The sequence below is a fragment of the Trichocoleus sp. FACHB-591 genome (assembly GCF_014695845.1).
Lineage (GTDB): Bacteria > Cyanobacteriota > Cyanobacteriia > FACHB-46 > FACHB-46 > Trichocoleus.
In genome coordinates, this window is sequence record NZ_JACJPA010000040.1 from 169,726 (window position 1) to 191,044 (window position 21,319).

The 21,319-nt window shown below is 47.2% G+C and carries 19 protein-coding genes; 15 read left to right on the plus strand and 4 right to left on the minus strand.

Translation table 11 applies throughout. The features are described 5' to 3' along the window. The first annotated feature begins 143 nt into the window (after nt 1-143). A complete protein-coding gene (locus tag H6F90_RS06895; protein WP_190551399.1) occupies nt 144-1,994 on the plus strand; it encodes a lipopolysaccharide assembly protein LapB in 1,851 nt (616 codons plus the stop codon). Nucleotides 1,995-2,010: 16 nt separating this feature from the next. Further along, nucleotides 2,011-2,187, plus strand: coding sequence for a WD40 repeat domain-containing protein (locus H6F90_RS06900; protein ID WP_370587965.1), 177 nt, complete (start codon nt 2,011-2,013; stop codon nt 2,185-2,187). A 112-nt stretch (nt 2,188-2,299) separates the two neighbouring features. On the opposite strand, the gene H6F90_RS06905 is transcribed toward H6F90_RS06900, so the two are convergent. Beyond that, entirely contained in the window at nt 2,300-2,599 is a 300-nt protein-coding gene (locus H6F90_RS06905; protein WP_190436966.1) for a 30S ribosomal protein PSRP-3, read from the minus strand. A 122-nt stretch (nt 2,600-2,721) separates the two neighbouring features. On the opposite strand from H6F90_RS06905, the gene H6F90_RS06910 reads away from it, so the two are divergent. Continuing rightward, nucleotides 2,722-3,528 carry a TIGR01548 family HAD-type hydrolase gene (locus H6F90_RS06910; RefSeq protein WP_190551401.1) on the plus strand — a complete coding sequence of 269 codons (807 nt, stop codon included), beginning with the start codon at nt 2,722-2,724 and terminating at the stop codon, nt 3,526-3,528. Between the two features lie 25 nt (nt 3,529-3,553). Here the strand turns inward: H6F90_RS06910 and H6F90_RS06915 are convergent, their stop codons facing one another. Further along, nucleotides 3,554-4,396, minus strand: a complete 843-nt coding sequence (locus H6F90_RS06915) for a tetratricopeptide repeat protein (RefSeq protein WP_190551402.1) — start codon at nt 4,394-4,396, stop codon at nt 3,554-3,556. A gap of 56 nt (nt 4,397-4,452) precedes the next feature. Further along, on the minus strand, nt 4,453-5,586 hold the full coding sequence (ruvB, locus tag H6F90_RS06920) for a Holliday junction branch migration DNA helicase RuvB (RefSeq protein WP_190551403.1): 1,134 nt from the start codon (nt 5,584-5,586) through the stop codon (nt 4,453-4,455). 38 nt (nt 5,587-5,624) lie between these two features. Here ruvB and H6F90_RS06925 point away from each other — a divergent pair, with 38 nt between their 5' ends. The 6 genes from H6F90_RS06925 (at nt 5,625) to H6F90_RS06950 (ending at nt 15,267) form a co-directional block, all read left to right on the plus strand. Beyond that, nucleotides 5,625-6,158 (plus strand): hypothetical protein, encoded by a 534-nt coding sequence (locus H6F90_RS06925; RefSeq protein WP_190551404.1) that lies wholly within the window; start codon nt 5,625-5,627, stop codon nt 6,156-6,158. Nucleotides 6,159-6,482: 324 nt separating this feature from the next. Then, a complete protein-coding gene (locus H6F90_RS06930) occupies nt 6,483-7,328 on the plus strand; it encodes an ABC transporter permease (protein ID WP_190551405.1) in 846 nt (281 codons plus the stop codon). A gap of 74 nt (nt 7,329-7,402) precedes the next feature. Continuing rightward, nucleotides 7,403-8,782: an ABC transporter ATP-binding protein gene (locus H6F90_RS06935; RefSeq protein WP_190551406.1), complete on the plus strand. Its 1,380-nt coding sequence runs from the start codon at nt 7,403-7,405 to the stop codon at nt 8,780-8,782. A gap of 90 nt (nt 8,783-8,872) precedes the next feature. Next, nucleotides 8,873-12,322 carry a glycosyltransferase gene (locus H6F90_RS06940; protein WP_190551408.1) on the plus strand — a complete coding sequence of 1,150 codons (3,450 nt, stop codon included), beginning with the start codon at nt 8,873-8,875 and terminating at the stop codon, nt 12,320-12,322. A 22-nt stretch (nt 12,323-12,344) separates the two neighbouring features. Then, nucleotides 12,345-14,198, plus strand: a complete 1,854-nt coding sequence (locus H6F90_RS06945) for a glycosyltransferase (RefSeq protein WP_190551410.1) — start codon at nt 12,345-12,347, stop codon at nt 14,196-14,198. 97 nt (nt 14,199-14,295) lie between these two features. Next, complete coding sequence (locus H6F90_RS06950) at nt 14,296-15,267, plus strand: GDP-mannose 4,6-dehydratase (RefSeq protein ID WP_190551412.1); 972 nt, start codon at nt 14,296-14,298, stop codon at nt 15,265-15,267. A 269-nt stretch (nt 15,268-15,536) separates the two neighbouring features. On the opposite strand, the gene H6F90_RS06955 is transcribed toward H6F90_RS06950, so the two are convergent. Next, nucleotides 15,537-15,737, minus strand: coding sequence for a hypothetical protein (locus H6F90_RS06955; protein ID WP_190436937.1), 201 nt, complete (start codon nt 15,735-15,737; stop codon nt 15,537-15,539). Between the two features lie 255 nt (nt 15,738-15,992). Between H6F90_RS06955 and H6F90_RS06960 the strand changes: the two genes are divergently transcribed. The 6 genes from H6F90_RS06960 (at nt 15,993) to H6F90_RS06985 (ending at nt 21,257) form a co-directional block, all read left to right on the plus strand. Next, the gene (locus H6F90_RS06960) at nt 15,993-16,841 is read left to right on the plus strand and encodes an alpha/beta fold hydrolase (protein ID WP_370587966.1); all 849 of its coding nucleotides are present in this window, start codon (nt 15,993-15,995) and stop codon (nt 16,839-16,841) included. Between the two features lie 224 nt (nt 16,842-17,065). Further along, nucleotides 17,066-17,509, plus strand: coding sequence for a photosystem II protein PsbQ (psbQ, locus tag H6F90_RS06965; RefSeq protein ID WP_190551414.1), 444 nt, complete (start codon nt 17,066-17,068; stop codon nt 17,507-17,509). A gap of 86 nt (nt 17,510-17,595) precedes the next feature. Then, entirely contained in the window at nt 17,596-18,699 is a 1,104-nt protein-coding gene (locus H6F90_RS06970) for an FAD-binding oxidoreductase (RefSeq protein ID WP_190551416.1), read from the plus strand. A 66-nt stretch (nt 18,700-18,765) separates the two neighbouring features. Further along, a complete protein-coding gene (locus H6F90_RS06975) occupies nt 18,766-19,818 on the plus strand; it encodes a pentapeptide repeat-containing protein (protein ID WP_190551418.1) in 1,053 nt (350 codons plus the stop codon). Nucleotides 19,819-19,888: 70 nt separating this feature from the next. Further along, nucleotides 19,889-20,779, plus strand: a complete 891-nt coding sequence (locus H6F90_RS06980; RefSeq protein WP_190551420.1) for a serine aminopeptidase domain-containing protein — start codon at nt 19,889-19,891, stop codon at nt 20,777-20,779. Nucleotides 20,780-20,867: 88 nt separating this feature from the next. Further along, nucleotides 20,868-21,257, plus strand: coding sequence for a group 1 truncated hemoglobin (locus tag H6F90_RS06985; RefSeq protein ID WP_190551422.1), 390 nt, complete (start codon nt 20,868-20,870; stop codon nt 21,255-21,257). The last annotated feature ends 62 nt before the right edge of the window (nt 21,258-21,319 follow it).

Consider the following 21,319-nt stretch of genomic DNA (forward strand, 5'->3'; position numbering starts at 1 on the left):
TTCCTTCTATGTTGCGCTGCTAGACTGTTGCCGAACCAGCTTTTCTGAACTTATTTTCAAGCTTTTATTAGAGCGATTTCTACCTAAAGCTTGGATCTATAAAGGCTCAAAAAATTAATTAAGATTCAGTAGGGGTATTTGAGATGAGACTTCGACTTATTTTATCCTCGCTTGTACTAGCTCCATTACTGAACTTAATTCATCCAATTGCGATCGCACTTGCACAAGAAGAAGCTGGGCCAGCTCTCACTGAAGCTGAATTATTAACTTCCCTCGCTGGAGATTATGCCAATATTGGGCAGAAAGATCAGGCTATTCAGCTATTAAAAGAACCTTTATCACTCAATCAATCACTGGTAGAGCCTTGTCACAAACTTAGCCTTTTAGCCAGTGTTGCAGGCCAGTATGCGTTTATGGGACAAAAGGTTAAAAGCTCAGAGGTTTTTAGCCAGGCTCGAAACATTTTGGAGGCAACTAAATATTGTGGGCCAGAACCATCGAGTTCTGCTTGGAGTGACCCTACGACTTGGATTTCGCTAGCATTTCTTAACCATGCTAGGGCAAGCCAATATGATACAGCTTTTCAAATCGCAACGGGTTTTGGCGAGCAATATATTGAACCTATTCAGAATGGTCTGGAATATAGAAATGCTGTGAAGGATCCCGAATGGAGCAAGTTAAATGTTGCAATCCAACGCAAATTAGCTAATTTCTATTTCAGAACCAAAGAGTTTAACAAAGCTAGAACAATATGGCTTGCTTTAGCTGACTACTACAAAGAACAAGGGAAGCTTGAGCAGGTAACTCAATTTCAAAATTTAGCTTCGAAGATTGAACCAACTAAAGCAGATAACTCTGTGGGCAGTCAATCTCCCAAAGAGATAGCACGCCGCAGTCTTTTCGAGTGTTTTCAAAAGTTAAGGTTACTTTATCCTGATGTCACATGGACGCTTACAAGAACTCTAGATACAGAAGATCCCATAGGTCCAGAAGAGCTGAAGCCAATTCTCGATCTCTGTAAAGAAGAAAGATTCACTGCAAAAAATACAGCAAGTACCCAACAGCTTGTCCAGGCTCTCGATCAGATAGCTGTGACTTCACAGCAAATTCCAGCACCGATTAAGCGTGCTGATCTATTAGCTGCGATCGCAAATATTTACGGACAGCTTAAGAAAGATACAGAGGCAACCAAACTTCTTGACCAATCCCTATCCAGCCTGAAAGCAGGCCTCAAGTCAAAACTTGACGATCGTTACGAAGCAAGTGCTGTACTTGTTTCAATTATCAGCGGCTATCTAGACATACAACGAGTCGATCAAGCGCTCGAAGTAGCTCAGATGGTGCGAGCTGGTGAAATCAAATTGGCAGCTCCTGATTTTGCCAACATTGTTGTTGGACCTAAGTTTGCTTACGACAGTTTGATGCCACCCGTCGTCGCCTTCTACGCAGAAATAGGAAATTTTGAATCAGCACTTCAGCTTGCAAACAGCCTTGGCAGGGGGCATCAAGACGACGCACTACTCAGAATTGTTCAGCGATACGTATCAATCGGGCAACATGACAAGGCGCTTCAGACGGCTCAAACCATTAGGGGGCTTGAATTTCAAAATAAAGCTGAAGTCATGTACGACATTCTCGCAGAAGCAATTGAGGCAGGCAATTTAGAATGGGCCAGACAAGCGACTCAAAGCATCAACTGGAAAGCACAGGCCACAGAGTCAATCATGCAGGATCGTGAACAGGCAGGCGCTTTCAGCCTTGCTTATCACGATCGGTTACTGCTGATGATTGCTCGTGAATACGCTGAGTCGAAACAATTCACTCAGGCACTTAACGTTACTGCTCAAATTGGCGTAGATGAACCTGGTAAGGTGCCTAAGGCTGAAGCCCTGAGTGCGATCGCTCGTCAGTACGCCAAGGGAGGGCAACCAAAAGAAGCAGTTAAATTGCTCAATCAAGCTGTGGAGATTGCTCGATCTATTTCACCCAACTAGCCGCACTAATTTGCTTGTGGCCTTAGAACACTTTTTCAAGGTTCTACAAAATACCCAGGGGGGTCATGGGTGGCCTGTATTCGCGATCGCCTTTAGTCCTAAGGGTCAACTATTAGCCACTGGAGGTGATGATAGGACCATCAAGCTCTGGCACGTTAATACAGGCCAATTAATGCTGACTGTGGATGCATGACCAAACACCACAGTTCGGCTCCAGGAATTTTTTCCACAAAAAAAGGCGCTTTCCATCCATGTTGGTGCTGGACGGATTTAAGCTGCGCCAAAGAGTCAGGAGCCGATAAAAATCAGGCGCTACCTGTAAAAGTAACTTCAGGAAACTTAGATTGAGCCTCCGACATGGGACGGCGTCTGCCTTCCTCTTGCCAGTAGTTAATCACTTCTGTTGCTTTGTTGAGTAGCTCGACGCGATCGGTTTCAGCAATCCAGTGCTTGGCTTCCAGTTCGTTCTTGAGTTGTTCCCAAGCGTCATTGCGAGGCCAGAAAAAGTAAGAAGTCAGAGGGCTGGTACCTTTACCAACAACCTGATCAACCGCAAGAGCAACGTTCTCTTCTAACCAGAGAATCTTTAAGATAAACTTCGACAATCAAACCTCCAGCAGGCAGCCTTAAACTGTTTGCGTAACTCCACAAACGATCATCTTACCTTACTGTCCCCCGTATCTGACAAGATATCTTGCAGGGACTCGACCTCGGGAGGCGTAAATCATTGACTCAAGCATCTAAAGCAGCATTCACTGCCGTTGTGGTATTCGACATTGACGGCGTCGTGCGGGACGTGAGTGGCTCGTACCGTCGCGCTTTAGCAGACACCGTCGAGCACTTTACCCAGGGGGCTTATCGCCCTTCTTCGGAGGATATGGATGCCCTCAAGTCAGAAGGCATCTGGAATAACGATTGGGAGGCTTCACAAGAGCTAATTTGTCGCTATTCTGAAACTCAAGAGCAAAACGAGCTGGATTGTACCTACGAAGAAATAGTGGCGTTTTTTCAGGGTCGCTATCGTGGTCCAGACCCCAACTATTTGACTGGCTATATCTGCCAAGAGCCTTTGCTGATGAGTGCGGCTTACATTGAGCAGTTAAGCCAAGCCAATATCGGCTGGGGCTTTTTCAGCGGTGCCACCAGAATTTCCGCAACCTATGTTCTCCAAGCCCGTATGGGGTTAAAGTCGCCGCTACTTGTGGCAATGGAAGATGCACCCGGAAAGCCCGACCCCACTGGGTTATTACAAACCGTGGAGCATTGGGAAAACCAAGGCTCTGCTACAGCAACAACCCCTGTTTTTTACGTGGGGGACACCGTTGCAGACATGCAAACGATCGCTAAAGCTCAGCAAATTCAACCCGATCGCGCTTGGCTGGCAGTTGGCATTTTACCGCCTCATGTCCAAACCACCCCAGAGCGTCGAGAAGCTTACGCTACAACGCTGAAACAAGCAGGGGCGATCGCGGTTTTTGAGCAGGTTGAGCAACTCACACCTGACACCATCCGCCAGTTGATGGGTTCACAGTAACGTGACGAACTGACAAATCAGGTTTTTAGTTCAAAGACAAAAACTTTTCTAATGCCGTCGCCATTGTGGGTGGCCAACGTCGGACTGTCGTAACCCATTGAACGTCCTTGTAGCGAGAATCTAGACCCACTGCTGAAACCCACTGACTCTCCGCTTCACCCCGCTTGCCTTGCACCCATAGGGCCGCAGTCAGGGCTGCTCGCATGTCAGCAAATTTAGGATACTTCCGCACCAAGTTCCGCATCGTGCGGATCGCTTCGTCGGTTTGGCCTGCTTGATAGGCTGCCAGTGCATAATTAGCTCGTGCAAAGGCGTAATCTGGTGCTAAATCAGCAGCATGGCGATAGTCTGCGATCGCCATTTCCCACTGGCCTAGCCCTGCTTCAGCATTGCCTCGATTGTTAAAGGCCGCCGGATCATTGGGGTCCAGTTCTAAAACGTGGTTGTAGTCTGCGATCGCGTCTTCCCAGCGTCCTAACCCTTCTAAAGCCGTGCCTCGATTCAAATAAGGGTCTGGAGCATCTGGAGCCAACTCCATTGATTTGTTGTAGTCTGCGATCGCAGCTTCAAGCTTGTTTTGGCTGACCCTAGCATTGCCACGATTACTCCAAGCTGCGGCATTGTTGGGCAGGCGATCGAGAATTTGAGTCCAGTAAGTTTCAGCCATTGCAAAGTCACCGACGTTAGTAGCAGCAAACGCCTGCTGAAATAAATCATTGACTTCTGCCTGCACATCCTCCGTCAGCGTCTCCACAGCGGGACTAGATGCAGACAACGTAGCAGCCTGAGCTGTTGGTAAATCCCCGCTACCCAACCAAGTAGCGATGCCGATCCATAGCCCGCACAGCAAAGCCAATATTAATCGCATTGAAGTAGCTCTTGAGTGACTGTATAAAATCTTCTGCAATCTTAGAGATAAAGGGCTCAGGATAATAAGGGAAGCTGGCTATCTGGAGGAGTATAACCCAGGTGCTTCCAGGCGGCAGTGGTGGCGATGCGACCCCGAGATGTGCGATTTAGGTAACCAATTTGCAGCAGATAAGGCTCATAAACTTCTTCAATAGTTTGGGAGTCTTCCCCAGTCGCAGCAGCCATCGTGTCTAACCCAACAGGGCCACCATTGAAGTGCTCAATCATGACACTGAGTAGGCGACGGTCGGTCCAGTCAAGGCCACAAGGATCGACGTTGTAAAGTTCCAGAGCTTCAGCTGCGATCGCCTGAGTGACAGTGCCTGCTGCCTTAACTTCTACATAGTCACGCACCCGCTTCAGCAGTCGATTGGCAATCCGCGGCGTCCCCCGAGAACGGCGAGCAATTTCAGCCGCTCCTTCATCAGTAATATCCGTGCGAAGAATCAGACTGGTTCGACGCACAATTTCAGTCAACTCATCCAATTCGTAGAAGCGCAGTCGTTGAATCAGCCCGAAGCGATCGCGCAGCGGAGAGGTTAACGCACCAACTCGTGTCGTAGCGCCGATTAAGGTAAAAGGTGGCAGTGGAATGCTACGAGTTCGGGCACTCTGGCCTTTGCCCACCGTGACATCCAGCCGGAAGTCCTCCATTGCTGGATAGAGAATCTCTTCTGTCACCCTGGGCAAGCGATGAATTTCATCTATAAATAGAATATCTCCAGGCTGCAAATTGATTAACAGCCCTACAATGTCACGTGGACGCTCTAAAGCGGGGGCACTGGTGATTTTGCAAGTGACTCCCATCTCCGAGGCCAAAATCAGCGACATCGTGGTTTTGCCCAAGCCAGGTGGCCCGTAGAGCAACAAGTGATCTAAGGTCTCAGCGCGAGCCTTGGCCGCTTGAATCGCGATCGCCAAAACTTCCTTGAGATCTTTCTGCCCGACATACTCAGACAGGCACTGAGGTCGTAACCGTTCTTCCTGCTTGCCAGCTTCTTCAGGACAAGCTTCAGGTTGCACCAGCGACTCTGGCGTGGCAGTGGCCAAAAGGGGACCACTACTAACAGCAACCTGACGAGAACGGGGCTTACCTTCCGTTCGCCGATCTGGTTCCGATGGCTGTTGTTTAGAAGAGATAATTGCCATAGTTGAGTATCATCATACTCAGAGATTCGCTCAAAACAATGACATCTGTGTTTACAGTTCCCGAAGGAATGACGTTTGAGCAAGCGATCGCCCTGACACAATCGCTATTAGCTCATATGGAACAGGGTACCCTGTCAGCCGCAGAAGTAGAGCGGGCGATCGCAGCTTTAGTCAGCAGCGAAGCAGGGGCTCGTGGCTTTTTCGTAACTTATCTCACCGATTCCGGAACCCTAGCAGATAATCCGGATACAGCAGTTCTGACGGCTCTGCGCTCTGCTCCAGAAATAGTGGCTGAGTTGCTGATCAAAAACTTAGCGATGTCTGCTGCAATGGCCGTATTCCATCGCCGCCAGCAGAATGAAGCCACTGCCCAAGAGTCTGACCGCGTGCGATCGCGCACTGAGCGCTTAATTCGGCTACTACAATTACCCGCAGTGCAAGTCAAAGGCCAAAGCTTGATCCATAGCATCACTGCTGGCCAAGGCCCATACCAAAGCTTTTTAGATCGCTGGGGCTATGACACGGAGCAGCGTCAAGTCATTCAGCAGGTTCTCCAGCAAGCCTTAGCGTAATTGCATCAGCAAGCCCATACTCGGCCTCAGAATTTTAGATTCACTTAAGGCAGAATTTGAATAAAATCTTAACTTAAGGTATGTTATCGGGACCACAGATCAAGGCTACAAGAACCTAGATCAAATTATCCAGCCCTGTGTTTCACGCAGCGACAGGAACTCAGACGTTTGATCTACCTTCATAGGTAAGAAGTAAATTACGGATTCGATCTTGATCTAATGCAGATTGCTTCGTAGTTAGCAACATAAACAGACCGAGAGCCTTGAGCTGAGCAATGTTTGGTGTGTAGGCAGTGGGTGAGGACGTGAAAGTTGATCAGACCAATGAAAGGAGTAGTTCGACGAGTTAACAACCTAGCTCGTTGGTTACCAATTGCCCCCAAGTGGTGGGCCAAGCTAGACCTGCTTAAAGCACTGGTGCAACGAGATCTAGAAGCTCGCTACAAAGGTTCCGTTCTGGGAAATTTGTGGCCTTTGCTGAACCAAATTTCTCAGCTACTAATTTACACATATGTCTTCTCAATTGTCCTCAAGGTCAAGTTGAGCATACAAGGATTACCTGACAACAATTTAACCTTTGGCCTTTGGTTGTTCGCAGGGCTACTTCCTTGGATTCCCTTTTCCACTGGGGTCGCTCAAGGTGCAGCGTCAGTGATTACTCAACCTAACCTAGTCAAAAAGGTCGTCTTTCCTCTAGCACTGTTACCGTTGGTTCCAGTTCTATCCCTCTTCTTGGAGAGCACCTTGGGCCTGATGGCCTTAATCTTGATGGTTGCCATAACTTCTCAGACGATACATAGCACGTTATGGCTACTACCACTGGTTTGGATCCCTCAACTGCTATTAACAGCAGGGTTGGGGTACCTGTTTGCTGGCTTCACCGTTTTTCTGCGAGACATCCCTCAAACACTAGCAGTGATTCTCAATCTCTGGTTTTACGTAACCCCCATTATTTATCCAGCCTCTGCTATTCCCGAACAATGGCGAGCTTGGATCTTTTGGCTAAATCCCTTCACTGCGATCGTCGAAGTTTATCGAGATTTAGTCCTAGTCGGAGAAGTCCATCATTGGGGGGAATGGGGCACTGCTTCACTGGTGTCTCTGGTCGTTTTTTTGGGAGGTCTCTGGTGTTACCAGAGGCTACGTTCAGCATTCGCTGACGTGCTTTAGGATTTCCGAGTCAGCATTGGCAGAAAAAACTACTCACGCTCAAGTCACTTCCACATCTCATCACAGTTACCCCAATGAGTGAAACCGCAATCTCCGTCAGGGACATCTCGAAGTGTTTTAAGCAATATAGTCACCCAACAGATCGCCTGAAGGAAATTCTGCTGCCAGGGAAAAGTTGGGCGGAGGAATTCTGGGCTTTACGAGATATTAATCTAGAGGTGCTTAAAGGAGAGACCCTAGGCATCATCGGGCAAAATGGCTCAGGCAAAAGTACGTTGCTACAAATTATTGCAGGGACTCTCACTCCTAGCACAGGGAAAGTGGCGGTCAATGGCCGAATTTCAGCGTTGCTTGAGCTTGGAAGTGGTTTTAATCCAGAATTTACAGGACGTCAAAACGTTTTCTTCAATGGACGACTCCTGGGTCTGAGTTATCCAGAAATTGAGTATAAATTTGATGAAATCGCTAGTTTTGCAGATATTGGCGATTTTATTGATCAGCCTGTTAAAACCTATTCCAGCGGCATGTTTGTCCGCCTTGCATTTGCAGTTGCTATTAATGTTGATCCACAAATTCTAATTGTTGATGAAGCTTTATCCGTTGGCGATGGTATTTTTATTCATCGCTGTATGGCGAAAATCAAGGATTTTCAAGATTCTGGCGGTACGATTTTATTTGTTTCACATGACACAGGTGCAATCTCTCGGCTTTGCTCTAAAGCAGTTTGGATTAATAAGGGCAGGCTTGTAGAGGTTGGAGAACCTTGCAATGTGAGCAAGCATTATCAGGCATGGATGTATGACCAAATAAATGAGTATCAAAAAGCCCATGAGTGTACTACTCAGGGAGACACTGATGATGAGGAAGCAAAGAGCGAACCGATTGAAGCTGATGGAATCTCTCTAGCTACTTTGACTCGTAAAACATTAAATTCTTACACTGAACAACCTTACAAGAATTTTGAAAACGTTGAACGGTTTGGTACAGGCCGAGCTGAAATTATTGGCTTTGATCTACTAGATAGTGATAACGCAAAGACAGGTTTTGCCTACCCAGGTGACAAAGTGAAAATGAGTGTCAAAGTTTTGGCTCATGATCACATTGACAATCCTTTGATTGGAATCATGCTTTATGATCGCCTAAGAACTCCTATTACTGGATTCAATACTTATCAATACGAGCATAAAGTGCCTGTATTATCAGCTAATGAATCTTTGATTATAGAATTTCACTTGATTTGGCCCGAACTTCAAGGAGGCAACTACGTGTTAGAGCCTGCGATCGCAGATGGCAGTCAAGAAAACCATGAAATGCTTGATTGGTTGCAGTCGCCTTTGAACATAATCTCAGGTATGACAGAATTAACCTTTGGTGTTTTTAGAGTGGCTAATCTTGCAATTACCCATCAGGTTCACCATTGTGAGCTTTTAAAGGAACAAGTTTCGAGTATTTAAACCAATTAATTTAGACTTTCAGGTATAAATCCAATGGGCTTTCTAGATCCAGTGCAAGTATGTGTATGCTGTGGCTCTGATCGTATCGTCATGACTCCAGTACTTTGGCAGTCATTGATTGATGAATGGAAGCTCTCAAGTTACGAAACTGACTATGTGAATCGGCAGCAAGGCCTACACTGCGAGGGCTGTCATTCCAATTTGCGTTCTATGGCATTAGCCATGGCAATCATGAAGTCTTTTGGCTACGAAGGCCTTTTTAAGGATTTTGTAACTCAAGAAGAGATACAGAAGCTTAAGATTTTGGAAATTAATGAAGCTGGTAACTTAACGCCTTTTTTGGCTCAAATTCCAGGACATATCTTAACTAGCTATCCCGAAGTAGATGCAATGCATCTACCGTTTGAGTCTAACTCTTTTGATTTAATTGTTCATTCCGATACATTGGAACATATTAAGCATCCTGTTAGAGCTTTATCTGAGTCTTCAAGAATTTTGAAACCAGGTAAGTTTCTTGCTTACACGGTTCCTATGATTGTTGATAGACTCACGCTAGCTAGAGAAGGACTACCACCAAGTTATCATGCTGGGGCTGAGGAGTTATCGAGCGTTTTGGTCTATACCGAGTATGGCTGTGATGCCTGGAAACAAGTCATTCAGGCTGGCTTCAGCGAGTGCCGCATTTATTCACTGGAGTATCCCACCGCTCAAGCATTTGTTGCTGTCAAGCTGATCAGTGCCTACGTAGATACGGCAGTCCAACAACTTGAAGCCTTCGATTCAGGTCTCCGTCATCGCCTGCGACAACTGGAATCAACGCTAGATCAATCTCAGGCTCAAATGCACCACACCTATGGAGAGTGGGAAAAATCGCAAGCTCAGCTGCGTGAAGCCTATGCTGAGCGAGATCAATTGCAGGTACAACTCCAGCAATCCCAAGCAGAGTTAGAGCGATCGCAGGCACATCTGCACGAGACTTATGCTCAGTGGGAACAGTCCCAAGCACAACTACGCCAAACCCAGGCAGAGCTGGAGCAATCCCAAGCAGAGTTAGAGCGATCGCAGGCACATCTGCACGAGACTTATGCTCAGTGGGAACAGTCCCAAGCTCAGCTCCAGGAAGCTCAGGCTGAACTCAGCCGATTACAAGCACAACAAGCCACTTACGCTGAACTAGAGCAGGCCCAAGTTCAGCTTCAAGAAGCTCAAGTAGAACTCGTGCGATCGCAGGCTCAAATCCGAGACGCTGAGACAGAAAAGCAGCGATCGCAGACCCAAATTCAACAGCTAGAAACTGATTTAGATCAGTTACAATCGCAGCTCCAACAAACTCATGGCCGCTTGGAATACTCCCAGACCGTTATTGCGGCCATGCAAACCAGCAAGTTCTGGAAATTGCGCGATCGCTGGATGAACCTTAAGAAAACGTTGCGGGTTGAACCCTCCGAAGAGTTCAAATTCGCGATCGAGAATCTTCCGGGATTAAATTTGGGTTCAACGACTCAATCCGTACCAAAAGCAGTCGTTCCTTTAGAGTTAGAACGCCACAAACAGACTGTAACCACTACATACAAACATGTCTTAAAGAGCTTTTTGGCATCAGGAGCAAAGCTACACCTTCCTACCAGCCAAACTCCCTTAGTTACAGTTATTTTAGTTTTATATAATAGAGCTGAGCTAACTTTCCAGTGCTTACGGTCTTTATCCGAAAACTTTTATAACTCCTTCGAAGTTGTCATCGTTGACAATGCTTCTTCTGATGACACTAGCGTGCTCCTGGATCGCATTCAAGGTGCCAGGATTATTCGCAATAGTGAAAATCATCACTTCTTATTAGCAAGTAATCAAGCCGCTAAAGTCGCTCAAGGAAAATACATATTATTCCTGAACAATGATGCCCAAGTCCTCCCCGGCAGCATTGCCTCTGCGGTTAAAACGATTGAGAGTGCAGAGGACATCGGCGCTGTAGGTGGCAAGATTTTGCTGCTTGATGGTAGCTTGCAAGAAGCTGGAAGTATTATCTGGCAAGATGGCTCTTGTTTAGGCTATGGCCGAGGCGACTCTCCGTTTGCTCCCGAGTATATGTTTGGGCGCGACGTAGATTATTGCTCTGGCGCATTTCTCCTCACTAGTCGAGAACTCTTTTTGCAAATGGGCGGCTTCGACGAAGATTACAAGCCTGCTTACTACGAAGAAGCAGATTACTGTTTACGATTGTGGCGCTCAGGCAAACGTGTAGTTTACAACCCCGATGCGGTAATCCTACACTTCGAATTTGCCAGTTCAAAATCGAGTGACGCTGCTTTACAGTTACAGGCTAAAAATCGTGAGATTTTTGTTAACAATCATCGCGATCGCTTGCAAACTCACCACTTACCAGACCCCGCTAATATCTTGTTGGCTCGCACCACAGCTAACAAGCAGCCCCGTGTCCTTTTCATTGATGACCGAGTTCCCCATGCCTTCTTAGGTGCTGGTTATCCCAGAGCCAGAGAAATTCTTCTATCTCTAATTGAGCTAGGTTACACTGTCACCTTTTATCCTCTCAATGATCTGATTGATGAAGGAGACTGGGATACAGTTTATCGGGACATCCCTAAAGTCGTAGAGGTGATGACCGAGCACGGTAGGCCCAAGCTGGCAGAATTTTTGCAGCAACGAGCTGGCTACTATGAGGCCATCATTATTAGCCGCCCTCACAACATGCAAATCTTTCAACCCATCTTCACAGGGCATCCTGAACTATTCAGCAGTACTAAAGTTATTTACGATGCTGAAGCGCTCTTCTCCTTACGTGAAGTGGCTTATCGCCGATTGAATGGCCAAGAAGTTTCTGAAGCTGAGATTGACACTTTAATTCAAGATGAAGTCAAGTTAGCCGCAGGCGTTAGCTCAGTTATTTCGGTTTCAGAACCGGAAAGTAAGAAATTTGCTGAGTGTGGATTTCCTACCGTTCATACATTGAGCCACACAGTAGCTTTACGTCCCACTGAAAATTCCTTTAAGCAACGGTCTGACATTTTATTTGTTGGGGCTATTCATGATGATTTCAGTCCCAATGCAGACTCAGTCATTTGGTTTGCCAATCAAGTATTTCCACAAATTCAAGCGCAGCTAGACGGAGACTTAAAGTTCAAAATTGTTGGGTTTAACAGCTCTGAAAAAGTTTTCAACCTAGCTAATGACCACATTCAGGTGATGGGCCGAGTGAACAACTTGGAGAGCTATTACAACCGCGCTCGTCTCTTTGTTGTCCCCACTCGCTTTGCTGCCGGGATTCCCTTGAAAATCTATGAGGCCGCTTCTCATGGACTGCCAGTGGTCACGACCTCACTGATTGCTGCTCAGCTAGGGTGGCAAGATGGCATAGAGTTGCTGGTTGCAGACGACCCAAATGAGTTTGCTCAAAAGTGCGTCCAGTTATATACCGACGCTGAGTTATGGGAGAAACTGAGGTTTAATATTTTACGCAGGATCGAAGCAGAAGGTTCTAAGGAAGCATTTACCGCCAAGCTACAAGAAATCCTGACGAAGGAATAAATCAAATGTAGAGGTTAGACCGATGCTAGAAAATTCTGTACTAGGTTCTAAACGTGTGCTAGGGCGAGTTCATCGACTACTCTTCCTGCTCAAAACTGAAGGGTTGAATCCGGTCCTAGCGAGAATTTTTAGGAAGCTTTATTTCAAGCTTGCTAGCCCCTCACTTTTGGCTGAATCGCATCCACCTGCTTTAGAAGTACCTCTAAGCGCTAACCCTACTTATCAGCAATGGCTGAATAAGAAATTCCCGCGAGAGACTGACCTAGCTAAGATGGCTGAGACGCTGAAGGTATTTCGGTATCAGCCAACTATTAGCGTGTTAATGCCCGTCTTCAACACACCAGAAACTTTTTTGCGAGAGGCGATCGCCTCAGTTATTGACCAGATTTATCCTTATTGGGAATTGTGCATTGCCGATGATGCCTCTACACAGCCTCATGTAAAAGAGATTTTGGCAGAATATGCTGCTCAAGATCCCAGGATTAAAGTGGTCTTTAGAAGCGAAAATGGCCACATTTCTCATTCCTCTAATTCAGCCTTAGAAATAGCCACAGGAGAGTTTGTTGCCCTTCTTGATCATGATGATTTGCTAACGCCAGATGCTTTATATGAAGTAGCTCTATTGCTCAATCAGCATCCTAAAGCAGACATGATCTACTCAGATGAAAATAAGCTGAATGAGCAAGGCCAACTGATAGAACCTGCCTTTAAACCTGACTGGTGTCCAGACTCCTTTTTATCTCGCATGTATACCTGTCATTTAGGAGTTTATCGGCGCTCTTTACTCAACCAAATCGGTGGCTTCCGTGTGGGTTATGAAGGCAGCCAAGATTATGATTTAGTCCTAAGGTTTACTGAAAAAACGAATCAAGTCTTTCATATTCCCAAGGTGCTTTACTGCTGGAGAATCCATCCCGAATCTACAGCGACTGGTGAGGAAGGTGTCAAACCTTACGCGTACATTGCAGCTCAAAAAGCCCTAGAAGAATCTATTGAGCGGCGTGGAGAGCCTGGAAAAGTTCTAGATGCACCTGGCTTTTTAGGAATTTATCACGTTCGTTATCAGCTACCAGAGCAATATCTAGTTAGTATTATTATTCCAGTAACTAGTGAGCACCAAACTTTTATTAAAAACTGTATAACATCTATTTTTACAAAAAGTACTTATCCAAACTATGAAGTAATTGTTGTTAGCGATCGCACTGTTTCTCAAGATACAAATCGCCTTCTTGCTCAGTGGCAAGCTAAAGAACCAACAAAGTTTAAACATCATCAGCTTTCTAAGCCTTGTTCTAGTTCTAGCCTCAGCCGCTATGGAACTCGTCAAGCTCAAGGCAGCTATTTACTATTTCTAAATGCCAATACAGCAGTGATTACTCCAGATTGGATTGGTGCCATGCTGGAACAGGCACAGAGACAATCTATTGGCGCAGTTGGAGCTTTATTGCGATATGACGATGACACCATTCAACATGCTGGCTTAATTGTCGGCATTCGTGATGCTGTAGGCTGTAACCACAAGTATCTGCCTGCAACAGCTTCAGGTTATATGTTTCAAATTCAAGCCATCAATAACTTCTCTGCTGTTTCTGGTGCTTGCCTCATGTGTAAGCGAGAAGTTTATGAGCAAATTGGAGGCTTTGATGAAAAATTAACCCATCAATATTACGACGTAGACTTATGTTTAAAGATGGTAGAGCAAGGATATAGAAACATATATTTGCCTCACGTTGCTCTATACCATTATGAGTCGAAGGAAGAGAAAGTCTGCGAACCGGATTTAGCTTATTTCAGAGCTAAATGGCAAAGCTTCATTAAACATGACCCCTGCTATAGCCCTCATTTAACAAGGGAATATGAAGATTACCGCCTTTGAACTTAAGCACCTTGCAGATTGTGTAATAGATTAGTAGCTACTAACAATACAGCTCCATTCTTCGTATTCTGAAGCACAAACAGCAGTTGCCTCATTTATGTCTTCTAAATCTGCACTAATCACTGGCATTACAGGACAGGACGGTTCCTATCTTGCCGAGCTACTTTTAACTAAGGGATATCAAGTTTTCGGCTTGGTCCGTCGTTCTAGTTCTGGTAATTCTAGTCGTATTAGTCATTTTTCCGATGACATCAAAATCCTTTCTGGAGACTTACTAGACCAGTGCTCCTTGATGGATGCCATTATTGAGGCGCAACCAGACGAAATTTATAATCTTGCGTCTCAAAGCTATATTCCTACTTCTTGGACCCAGCCTTCCTTGACGGCTGAGTATACGGCGCTAGGCGTTTCTCGGCTTCTAGAGTCCATTCGCCGTTGTAAACCGGATGCTAGGTTTTATCAAGCTTCTAGTAGCGAAGTCTTCGGGCAACCGGATGAATCCCCACAAACAGAGCGCACAGCTTTTCGTCCTCGGAATCCCTATGGGGTAGCCAAAGCCTATGCTCACTGGATGAGCGTGAATTATCGTCAGCAGTACAATCTTTACACTTGCTGCGGCATTACGTACACGCATGAATCTCCCAGGCGGGGAGCAGAATTTGTGTTTCGCAAGATCACGCGAGCAGCGGCCCTCGTTAAACTGGGCTTGCTAAATGAGCTGAAGCTAGGGAATCTTGATGCGAAACGAGATTGGTGTTATGCCAAAGATGCTGTTTATGCGATGTGGTTAATGCTGCAACAGCAAGAAGCAGATGACTACATCATTGCTAGCGGTGAAACTCATTCCGTGCGTGAGTTGGTGGAATGCGCCTTTAGCTGTGTGAATTTGAACTGGGAAGATTATGTTTCGGTTGATCCTGCCTTTTACAGACCTGATGAGCCTGTCCAGTTAATGGGCTGTATCGACAAAATCCGCAATCAATTAGGCTGGCAGCCTCAGCATTCTTTTCAAGAGTTAGTGGAGTTGATGGTAGAGCATGACTTGAAAGCTCTCCAAGATCAGCCTTAACAAATGCAGAATTCTGATCCGGGCTTTGGAGTAAAGCGATCGCCCTCCTGAATTCGTGTTTGTGTGCTCAGCTTGACATCCACGATTTGTGACAGTTTTAAGGGCGCTCTCCCACCCGGGAAAGCGCCCTTTTTAAGTTTGATGCAGTCATTCTAATAGGAACTGGCTAGCTGAAGGCTAATCAACTTAGACCTCAACAAAGTGTTTCTACTTATATAAACAATCAACAAAAGCCCAAATAAACAGGAAACAGAGCCGTCTGGCGTCAATTAGCTGAGGGAAGCGTGACTGCGATCGTAGGAAGCTCGGAAAGAGGGATGAGCTTTGCCTTGAATATGGTTCCAGTACTCTGATGCTTCAGCAGGCATCCCTACTTCTGCCGCGGCACGACCCAGCATCGATTGCTGACGATTTTTGATCAAGTGGTGGTGGCGCATCATTAAAGCACGAGCTTGATCTTGAGCAGACATAAATAGTTCTCCTATTAGATGAATCGATCTGAGCATTTATGGGTTGTTTAATCAATATAACAAATTTTTCTGTATCTAAAGTTACAAAACGCTTTACATGCCATATTTTTAATATTTTTTTACAAATAGAGGAAACCAAAAGTCTTTGCAGGCTAGGAGGCGTTTCGCTGAGCGCGCATCTCCAAGAAACGTCAGCTTGTTTAGGCTACCGTTCAGCGGTAAGCTCAGACCACTTGAGCTTGTGGGAGAAAAGCTGTGGCAGTTGAGGAGCGTTTGGTTGAAGTAGGGCCGTTGAAATGGTTTTGCCGAGAAGCAAACCCGATGAACTCAACGGATAAGCCGCCAGTGCTGCTGCTGCACAGTTTTCCTTCCCAAAGTTACAGTTGGCGGCAGGTGTTGCCTGCTTTAGCCGAGCAAGGTTTCCGGGCGATCGCACCAGATTGGCCTGGGTTTGGCTTTTCCTCTAAGCCAGATAAGCGAGATTTTGCTTACACGCCTGATGCTTTTGTTGGAGCTTTGGCAGACTTGGTGCAAGCGCTGGAAGTGGAGCGGTTTTCCCTGGTGGTGCAAGGTTTTTTGGGAGCTGTAGGGCTCCGCTATGCTCTACAAAATCCTGACCAGATCGAGCGCTTGGCTATTTTCAATACGCCGCTCTCTACCACTGCAAAGCTGCCTTGGAAGATCCAACAAATGGGATTGCCCTTGGTGGGTGACATGATGACGCAAGATCCCTTGCTAGTGGATCGATTGTTGGAAGGCGGTGGGCCCTACCAGGTGGCTGACAAGGATTTGGATGTGTATCGGCGGCCTTTTCTCAAAAGCTCGGATGCGGGGCGATCGCTGCTATATACGCTACGCAACTTACAACTGCCAACAGCTACCGCAGAAATTGAGCCAGGCTTTGCTAACTGGGAGCGGCCTATTTTGGTGGCTTGGGGCATGTCCGATCCTTGGTTGCCGTTTAGCATGGCCGAAAACTTTACTAAAGCGGTTCCTGATGCAGAGCTAGTAAAACTAGAGGAAGTGGGACACTATGCGCAAGAAGACTGGTATGAAAAGGTGAATGAGGTGCTCTTACCTTTCCTACGTCGTCAAAGTCATTGAGCCTAGCTAGGATTGAGATGCTAGTTAGATTTAGGCGATCGCTGCCTTAAGATCTCGCAGTCTTTATTTAGGAAGAAGACTTTGAGTACAGTCTTGAGATATATTTCTTTACGAAAATTATAAATGGTCGCCCCCTAAGCGCCTCTCTAAAAACTGATTTGAGTTTTGGGATAGGTTCTAATCAACAAGGCAATTAATTTTGCAAGTGGTAAACAAGTAGAGTTATGAGACAATATCGGTCAATTTTGGCTCTAGCACTGGCCTTCGTCACAGCGTTTCTCGTCAGTTGCAGTAGCCCCACCAGCACCAAAACCCTGACTTACAGCCCCACTCAAGTCGAGCGCATCCAAAGTTATGCCTCTGGTATCACTGCCCTTCGCGGTCGCATGCCAGAGTTGGCAACTCTAATCGAAAATCGTGAATGGATCGATGTTCGCGGCTTTATTCACGGTCCTCTAGGAGAGTTGCGAATCAGAATGGGAAATTTGGCTCGCAACTTACTGCCCGATGCTCAAGGGCAAGCGCGGCAAGCTGCTCAAGACATTTTTACTCACCTAGAAGAAATCGATGAAGCGGCTCAGAACGGCGATTATCGTCAAGCGATTCGCAACTATGCGGAAGCGTTGAAAGACTTTGACGCTTTCTTCCAACTCGTGCCCAACAGCTAGAAAAAAGATCTCTCCCCAAACCCCTCTCCCGTGGGAGAGGGGTTTTGAATGTGGCATCCTAGGCTCTTAACTTTGAAGCGAAATCTATGAGTCGTGTTGCTGTGGTGGGTTGTGGGGTCGTGGGAGCTGCGATCGCCTACGAACTCAGCCAAATACCAGGATTGACGATCACTGTGTTCGATCGCCAACTTCCTGCTCAAGCCGCAACGGGAGCTGCCTTGGGTGTGCTGATGGGCATCATTAGCCACAAAGTGAAGGGTAAAGCTTGGCAGTTGCGGCTTGCCAGTATGCAGCGGTACGAAACGTTAATTCCAGAACTAGAGGCGATCGCAGGTTGCAATATTCCCTGGAATCGCAACGGTATTTTGAAGCTGTGTTTTGCCGAGGAAGACCTCGCTAAATGGCAAACCTTGGCTGAAACCCGAAAAAGTCAAGGCTGGCTGCTAGAGATTCTGGATGCGGCTCAGCTTCCGAATCAGTACCCTTATCTCAACCCGGATTCGATCAGTGCGGCCATCTACTCACCTCGCGATCGCCAAGTCGATCCGGTGGCTCTCACCCGCGCCTTGGTCACGGCTGCCGAACGCAACGGTGTGACGTTTCACTTTAATGCTGCTGTAGAGACCATCACTTGTAGCCCTGGCTCCAACAATTCACAGACTTGGTCTCAGTTACAAACAACAGCAGGAAACTTTGAGATTGATTGGTTGGTAGTTGCGGCGGGTCTAGGCTCCACGCCCCTAACTGCGGCTCTTCAGCAATCAATAGAAATTCGTCCAGTTTTAGGTCAAGCGCTACATCTGGAACTCGACCAACTCTTAGGTATTCTGGAAAAGCAACCTGTAATTACAGGCAATGATGTGCATATTGTGCCTTTAGGCTCGAATCAGTGCTGGGTGGGGGCAACGGTCGAATTTGCTGCTGGTGAGGAAGTGGTGGCGGATGAAGCGCAATTGCAAACAGTTTTGAAGCAAGCGATCGCCTTCTGCCCTGCCTTAGCTAAAGCCACCGTACTCAAAACTTGGTCTGGTTTGCGCCCACGTCCGGAAGGCCGTCCTGCTCCAATCATTGGGCCGCTGCCAGGTTACAGTAACGTTTTACTGGCTACAGGTCATTACCGCAATGGCGTTTTGCTAGCTCCTGCGACGGCTCAGATGATTCGCCAGTTGATTACCGCCAAGCAAAATTAATTTAATTACACTTTCTCGCTCTCTTGAATCCTCCTGTGCCAAAATCGCGGAGAATCGGGGGGCAGTATGGATGTAAATGAACTCCTACAACGGTATGCGGTAGGGAAGCGGGACTTTGCTTGGGCAGATTTGCAGGGAGCTGATTTAGCAGGTAGCAACTTAGCGCAAAGTAATTTAAACCGAGCCAACTTGACAGGGGCGAATCTCAAACAAGCCAACCTAAGCCAAGCTAACTTAACCAAAGCCAACTTCAGCAACGTTGATTTAACCGGGGCTAACCTCACAGGAGCTACCTGTCGTAAAGCCAACTTCACCGGGGCTATTCTTGCAGGGGCGATATTGGAAGACGTTGATTGGACAGGGGCAACCTTGCCTGATGGCAGCATGTTTGAGGCGATCGCTGCTGCTGAGCCTGAGACCGACACACAACTAGAAGATGCAGCAGTGATTAGTAGTGAAGCAGCGAGGAAGGAAACTCCTGAACTGGTAGCAACTCCGGCGCTGTCAACTCCTGCCAGACCCCGACAAACCACGCTGAAGGAGTTTCAAGCAGATTTACCTTGGCCCTCTTTATTGTTGCTGGGGGTAGGATACTGTTGCTTTGGTTTTTTGATTGGCATGCATCCAGGGGCGGGGTTAGCTTGGGTGATTGCTTGGCTCGGATCGATCGCTTGGCTGTTTGAGGAATCTTTAACTTGGTTTGCACCGTTGGTTGGGGCGATCGCAGTTATGGCAGCGACGGGGGTTTCTGTCGTGCTTTTGGCGGTCTGTGGTGTAGTCACCTTCACTTTGTTGGTGATGCTCAGATTTCTGGGTTGGAGTTGGCGAGCGGCTGTCAAGGACAGTCTTTGGGTGGGCGCGATTGGCGCAGTTGCGATTACAACCGCAAGTTGGCTATTTGCGGACAATGAAGGAACTGGCGCAATCCTGGTATCTGGCAAGTTTCCCTTCGCGATTTTGCTGCTGTTGGGAGTGTCTGGAGCAGGGCTGGGAGCTGTTGCTTGGGGCCAGATGTTGGGGACAGGCTACAGTAGGAAGCAAACCGCTTGGACTTTTGGTGGTACTACTGCCTTGGGTTTACTGGGTGGTTGTTTGCTGGCGCTTCCCTTACGTGGGTAAGCCTTTACGCAGGTAAGAGTGTGCGATCGCAGCATTAGTAAAAATCTCCGAATGACAATGGGAGTATAGGGTGAGCGAGACACCGGATTTTATTCTCTATGCTCAACATGGTTGGGCCGATAGCAGCCGAGAGATTACGGCTCTGGCCCAGAGCATCGCTTCGTCCAATACCAAAGTCGTCACGCCGAATCTGGGTTTTGTTAAAACTTGGCTACGGATCGAACCACTGATTGAGCATGTGGAGCAGGTTGCGATCGATATGTTGGCGACCTACCCCGAAACTCCCATCAGAATTATTGGGCACTCAATGGGCGGTTTGATTTGGCTCGAAGTGCTGAATCGTCATCCTGAATGGTGGTCGCAGGTAGACTCGTTGGTGCTAGTGGCCTCTCCGGTAGGTGGTTCAGACTTAGGTCGCATTGTCGATCCATTGCAGTTTGGATTAGGCATTGCGCGAGACTTGGGTAAAAACCGCCGCACCATTGCTGAGACGATCGCGGCTGTAATTCCGACTTTGACGATCGCGGGAGATTATGACGGTGGGAGCGACGGCACGATTCCGGTCGAGTCGAGCAAGTTCCGCCATGCCAAATTTGTCTGCATTTACGGCTTGCCCCACGCCACGCTGAAAAATCACCCTGCTGTTGCTGCTGCGATCCGTGACTTCTGGGGTGAATCAACTGAGGAATCGGAGTTGAGTGGGCACCTGATTCAGCGCTTGCGTTTGGTGGCGGGTATGACTGATGCTCACCGTCGCGACTTTGAGCGATCGCAAACCCTTTTCACCTTTGAGGATGGCACGACAATGCGCACCTGGAAAAATCCCTTTGGCGTGGATCACGTCTTTGTCGCCAGTCCGAGAGGGCAATGCCTCTATGGTGGGTTCGTTGGTTGGCTCCATGCCGATGATCTGCGGCAAGCCCTTGAAGAAATCCAGCGAGAATACCAGCCTCAGCTCTAAAGCGATCGCTTGTTGCGTTGCTTGAAGCGCTGGGATACTCACCTTTGACGGCGGGAACAATAAGCGCTAACCCCCAGGAAAACCAACTATGGAATCTCAAGCAACTTCTCTCTACGAGCGGCTTGGTGGTGTGTACAGCATTGCCACTGTTGTAGATGACTTTATCGATCGCATCATGGATGATCCACGCCTCAACTCCAACCCACTAGTTGATGAAGCGCATCATCGCGTTTCGAGGTCTGGATTCAAATATTTGGTGACGGAAATGGTCTGCTGGGCAACAGGTGGCCCCCAAAAATATAGCGGTCGCTCGATGCAGGATTCCCATGCTCACCTGAAAATTACAGCAGAAGAATGGGAGTCTTTTTTGGACGATTTTCAACAAACGCTAGACAAGTTTGCTGTCCCTGCTACGGAGCAAGCTGAGCTGTTTGCGATCGTTCAAAGCACCAAGCCCGACATTGTAATTCCTGCTTAAGACTTCATTCCTAAATTAGTTCGTGATATTAGGCGATCGCTCTTATCTGGATGGAGAGGAGC

Bases quoted from the DNA above. Each gene is read 5' to 3' on its own strand.
- H6F90_RS06895 (WP_190551399.1), top strand. From the start codon at position 144: ATGAGACTTCGACTTATTTTATCCTCGCTTGTACTAGCTCCATTACTG.
- H6F90_RS06915 (WP_190551402.1), bottom strand. From the start codon at position 4,396: ATGCGATTAATATTGGCTTTGCTGTGCGGGCTATGGATCGGCATCGCT.
- ruvB (WP_190551403.1), bottom strand. From the start codon at position 5,586: ATGGCAATTATCTCTTCTAAACAACAGCCATCGGAACCAGATCGGCGA.
- H6F90_RS06925 (WP_190551404.1), top strand. From the start codon at position 5,625: ATGACATCTGTGTTTACAGTTCCCGAAGGAATGACGTTTGAGCAAGCG.
- H6F90_RS06930 (WP_190551405.1), top strand. From the start codon at position 6,483: ATGAAAGGAGTAGTTCGACGAGTTAACAACCTAGCTCGTTGGTTACCA.
- H6F90_RS06935 (WP_190551406.1), top strand. From the start codon at position 7,403: ATGAGTGAAACCGCAATCTCCGTCAGGGACATCTCGAAGTGTTTTAAG.
- H6F90_RS06940 (WP_190551408.1), top strand. From the start codon at position 8,873: ATGACTCCAGTACTTTGGCAGTCATTGATTGATGAATGGAAGCTCTCA.
- H6F90_RS06945 (WP_190551410.1), top strand. From the start codon at position 12,345: ATGCTAGAAAATTCTGTACTAGGTTCTAAACGTGTGCTAGGGCGAGTT.
- H6F90_RS06950 (WP_190551412.1), top strand. From the start codon at position 14,296: ATGTCTTCTAAATCTGCACTAATCACTGGCATTACAGGACAGGACGGT.
- H6F90_RS06955 (WP_190436937.1), bottom strand. From the start codon at position 15,737: ATGTCTGCTCAAGATCAAGCTCGTGCTTTAATGATGCGCCACCACCAC.
- psbQ (WP_190551414.1), top strand. From the start codon at position 17,066: ATGAGACAATATCGGTCAATTTTGGCTCTAGCACTGGCCTTCGTCACA.
- H6F90_RS06970 (WP_190551416.1), top strand. From the start codon at position 17,596: ATGAGTCGTGTTGCTGTGGTGGGTTGTGGGGTCGTGGGAGCTGCGATC.
- H6F90_RS06975 (WP_190551418.1), top strand. From the start codon at position 18,766: ATGGATGTAAATGAACTCCTACAACGGTATGCGGTAGGGAAGCGGGAC.
- H6F90_RS06985 (WP_190551422.1), top strand. From the start codon at position 20,868: ATGGAATCTCAAGCAACTTCTCTCTACGAGCGGCTTGGTGGTGTGTAC.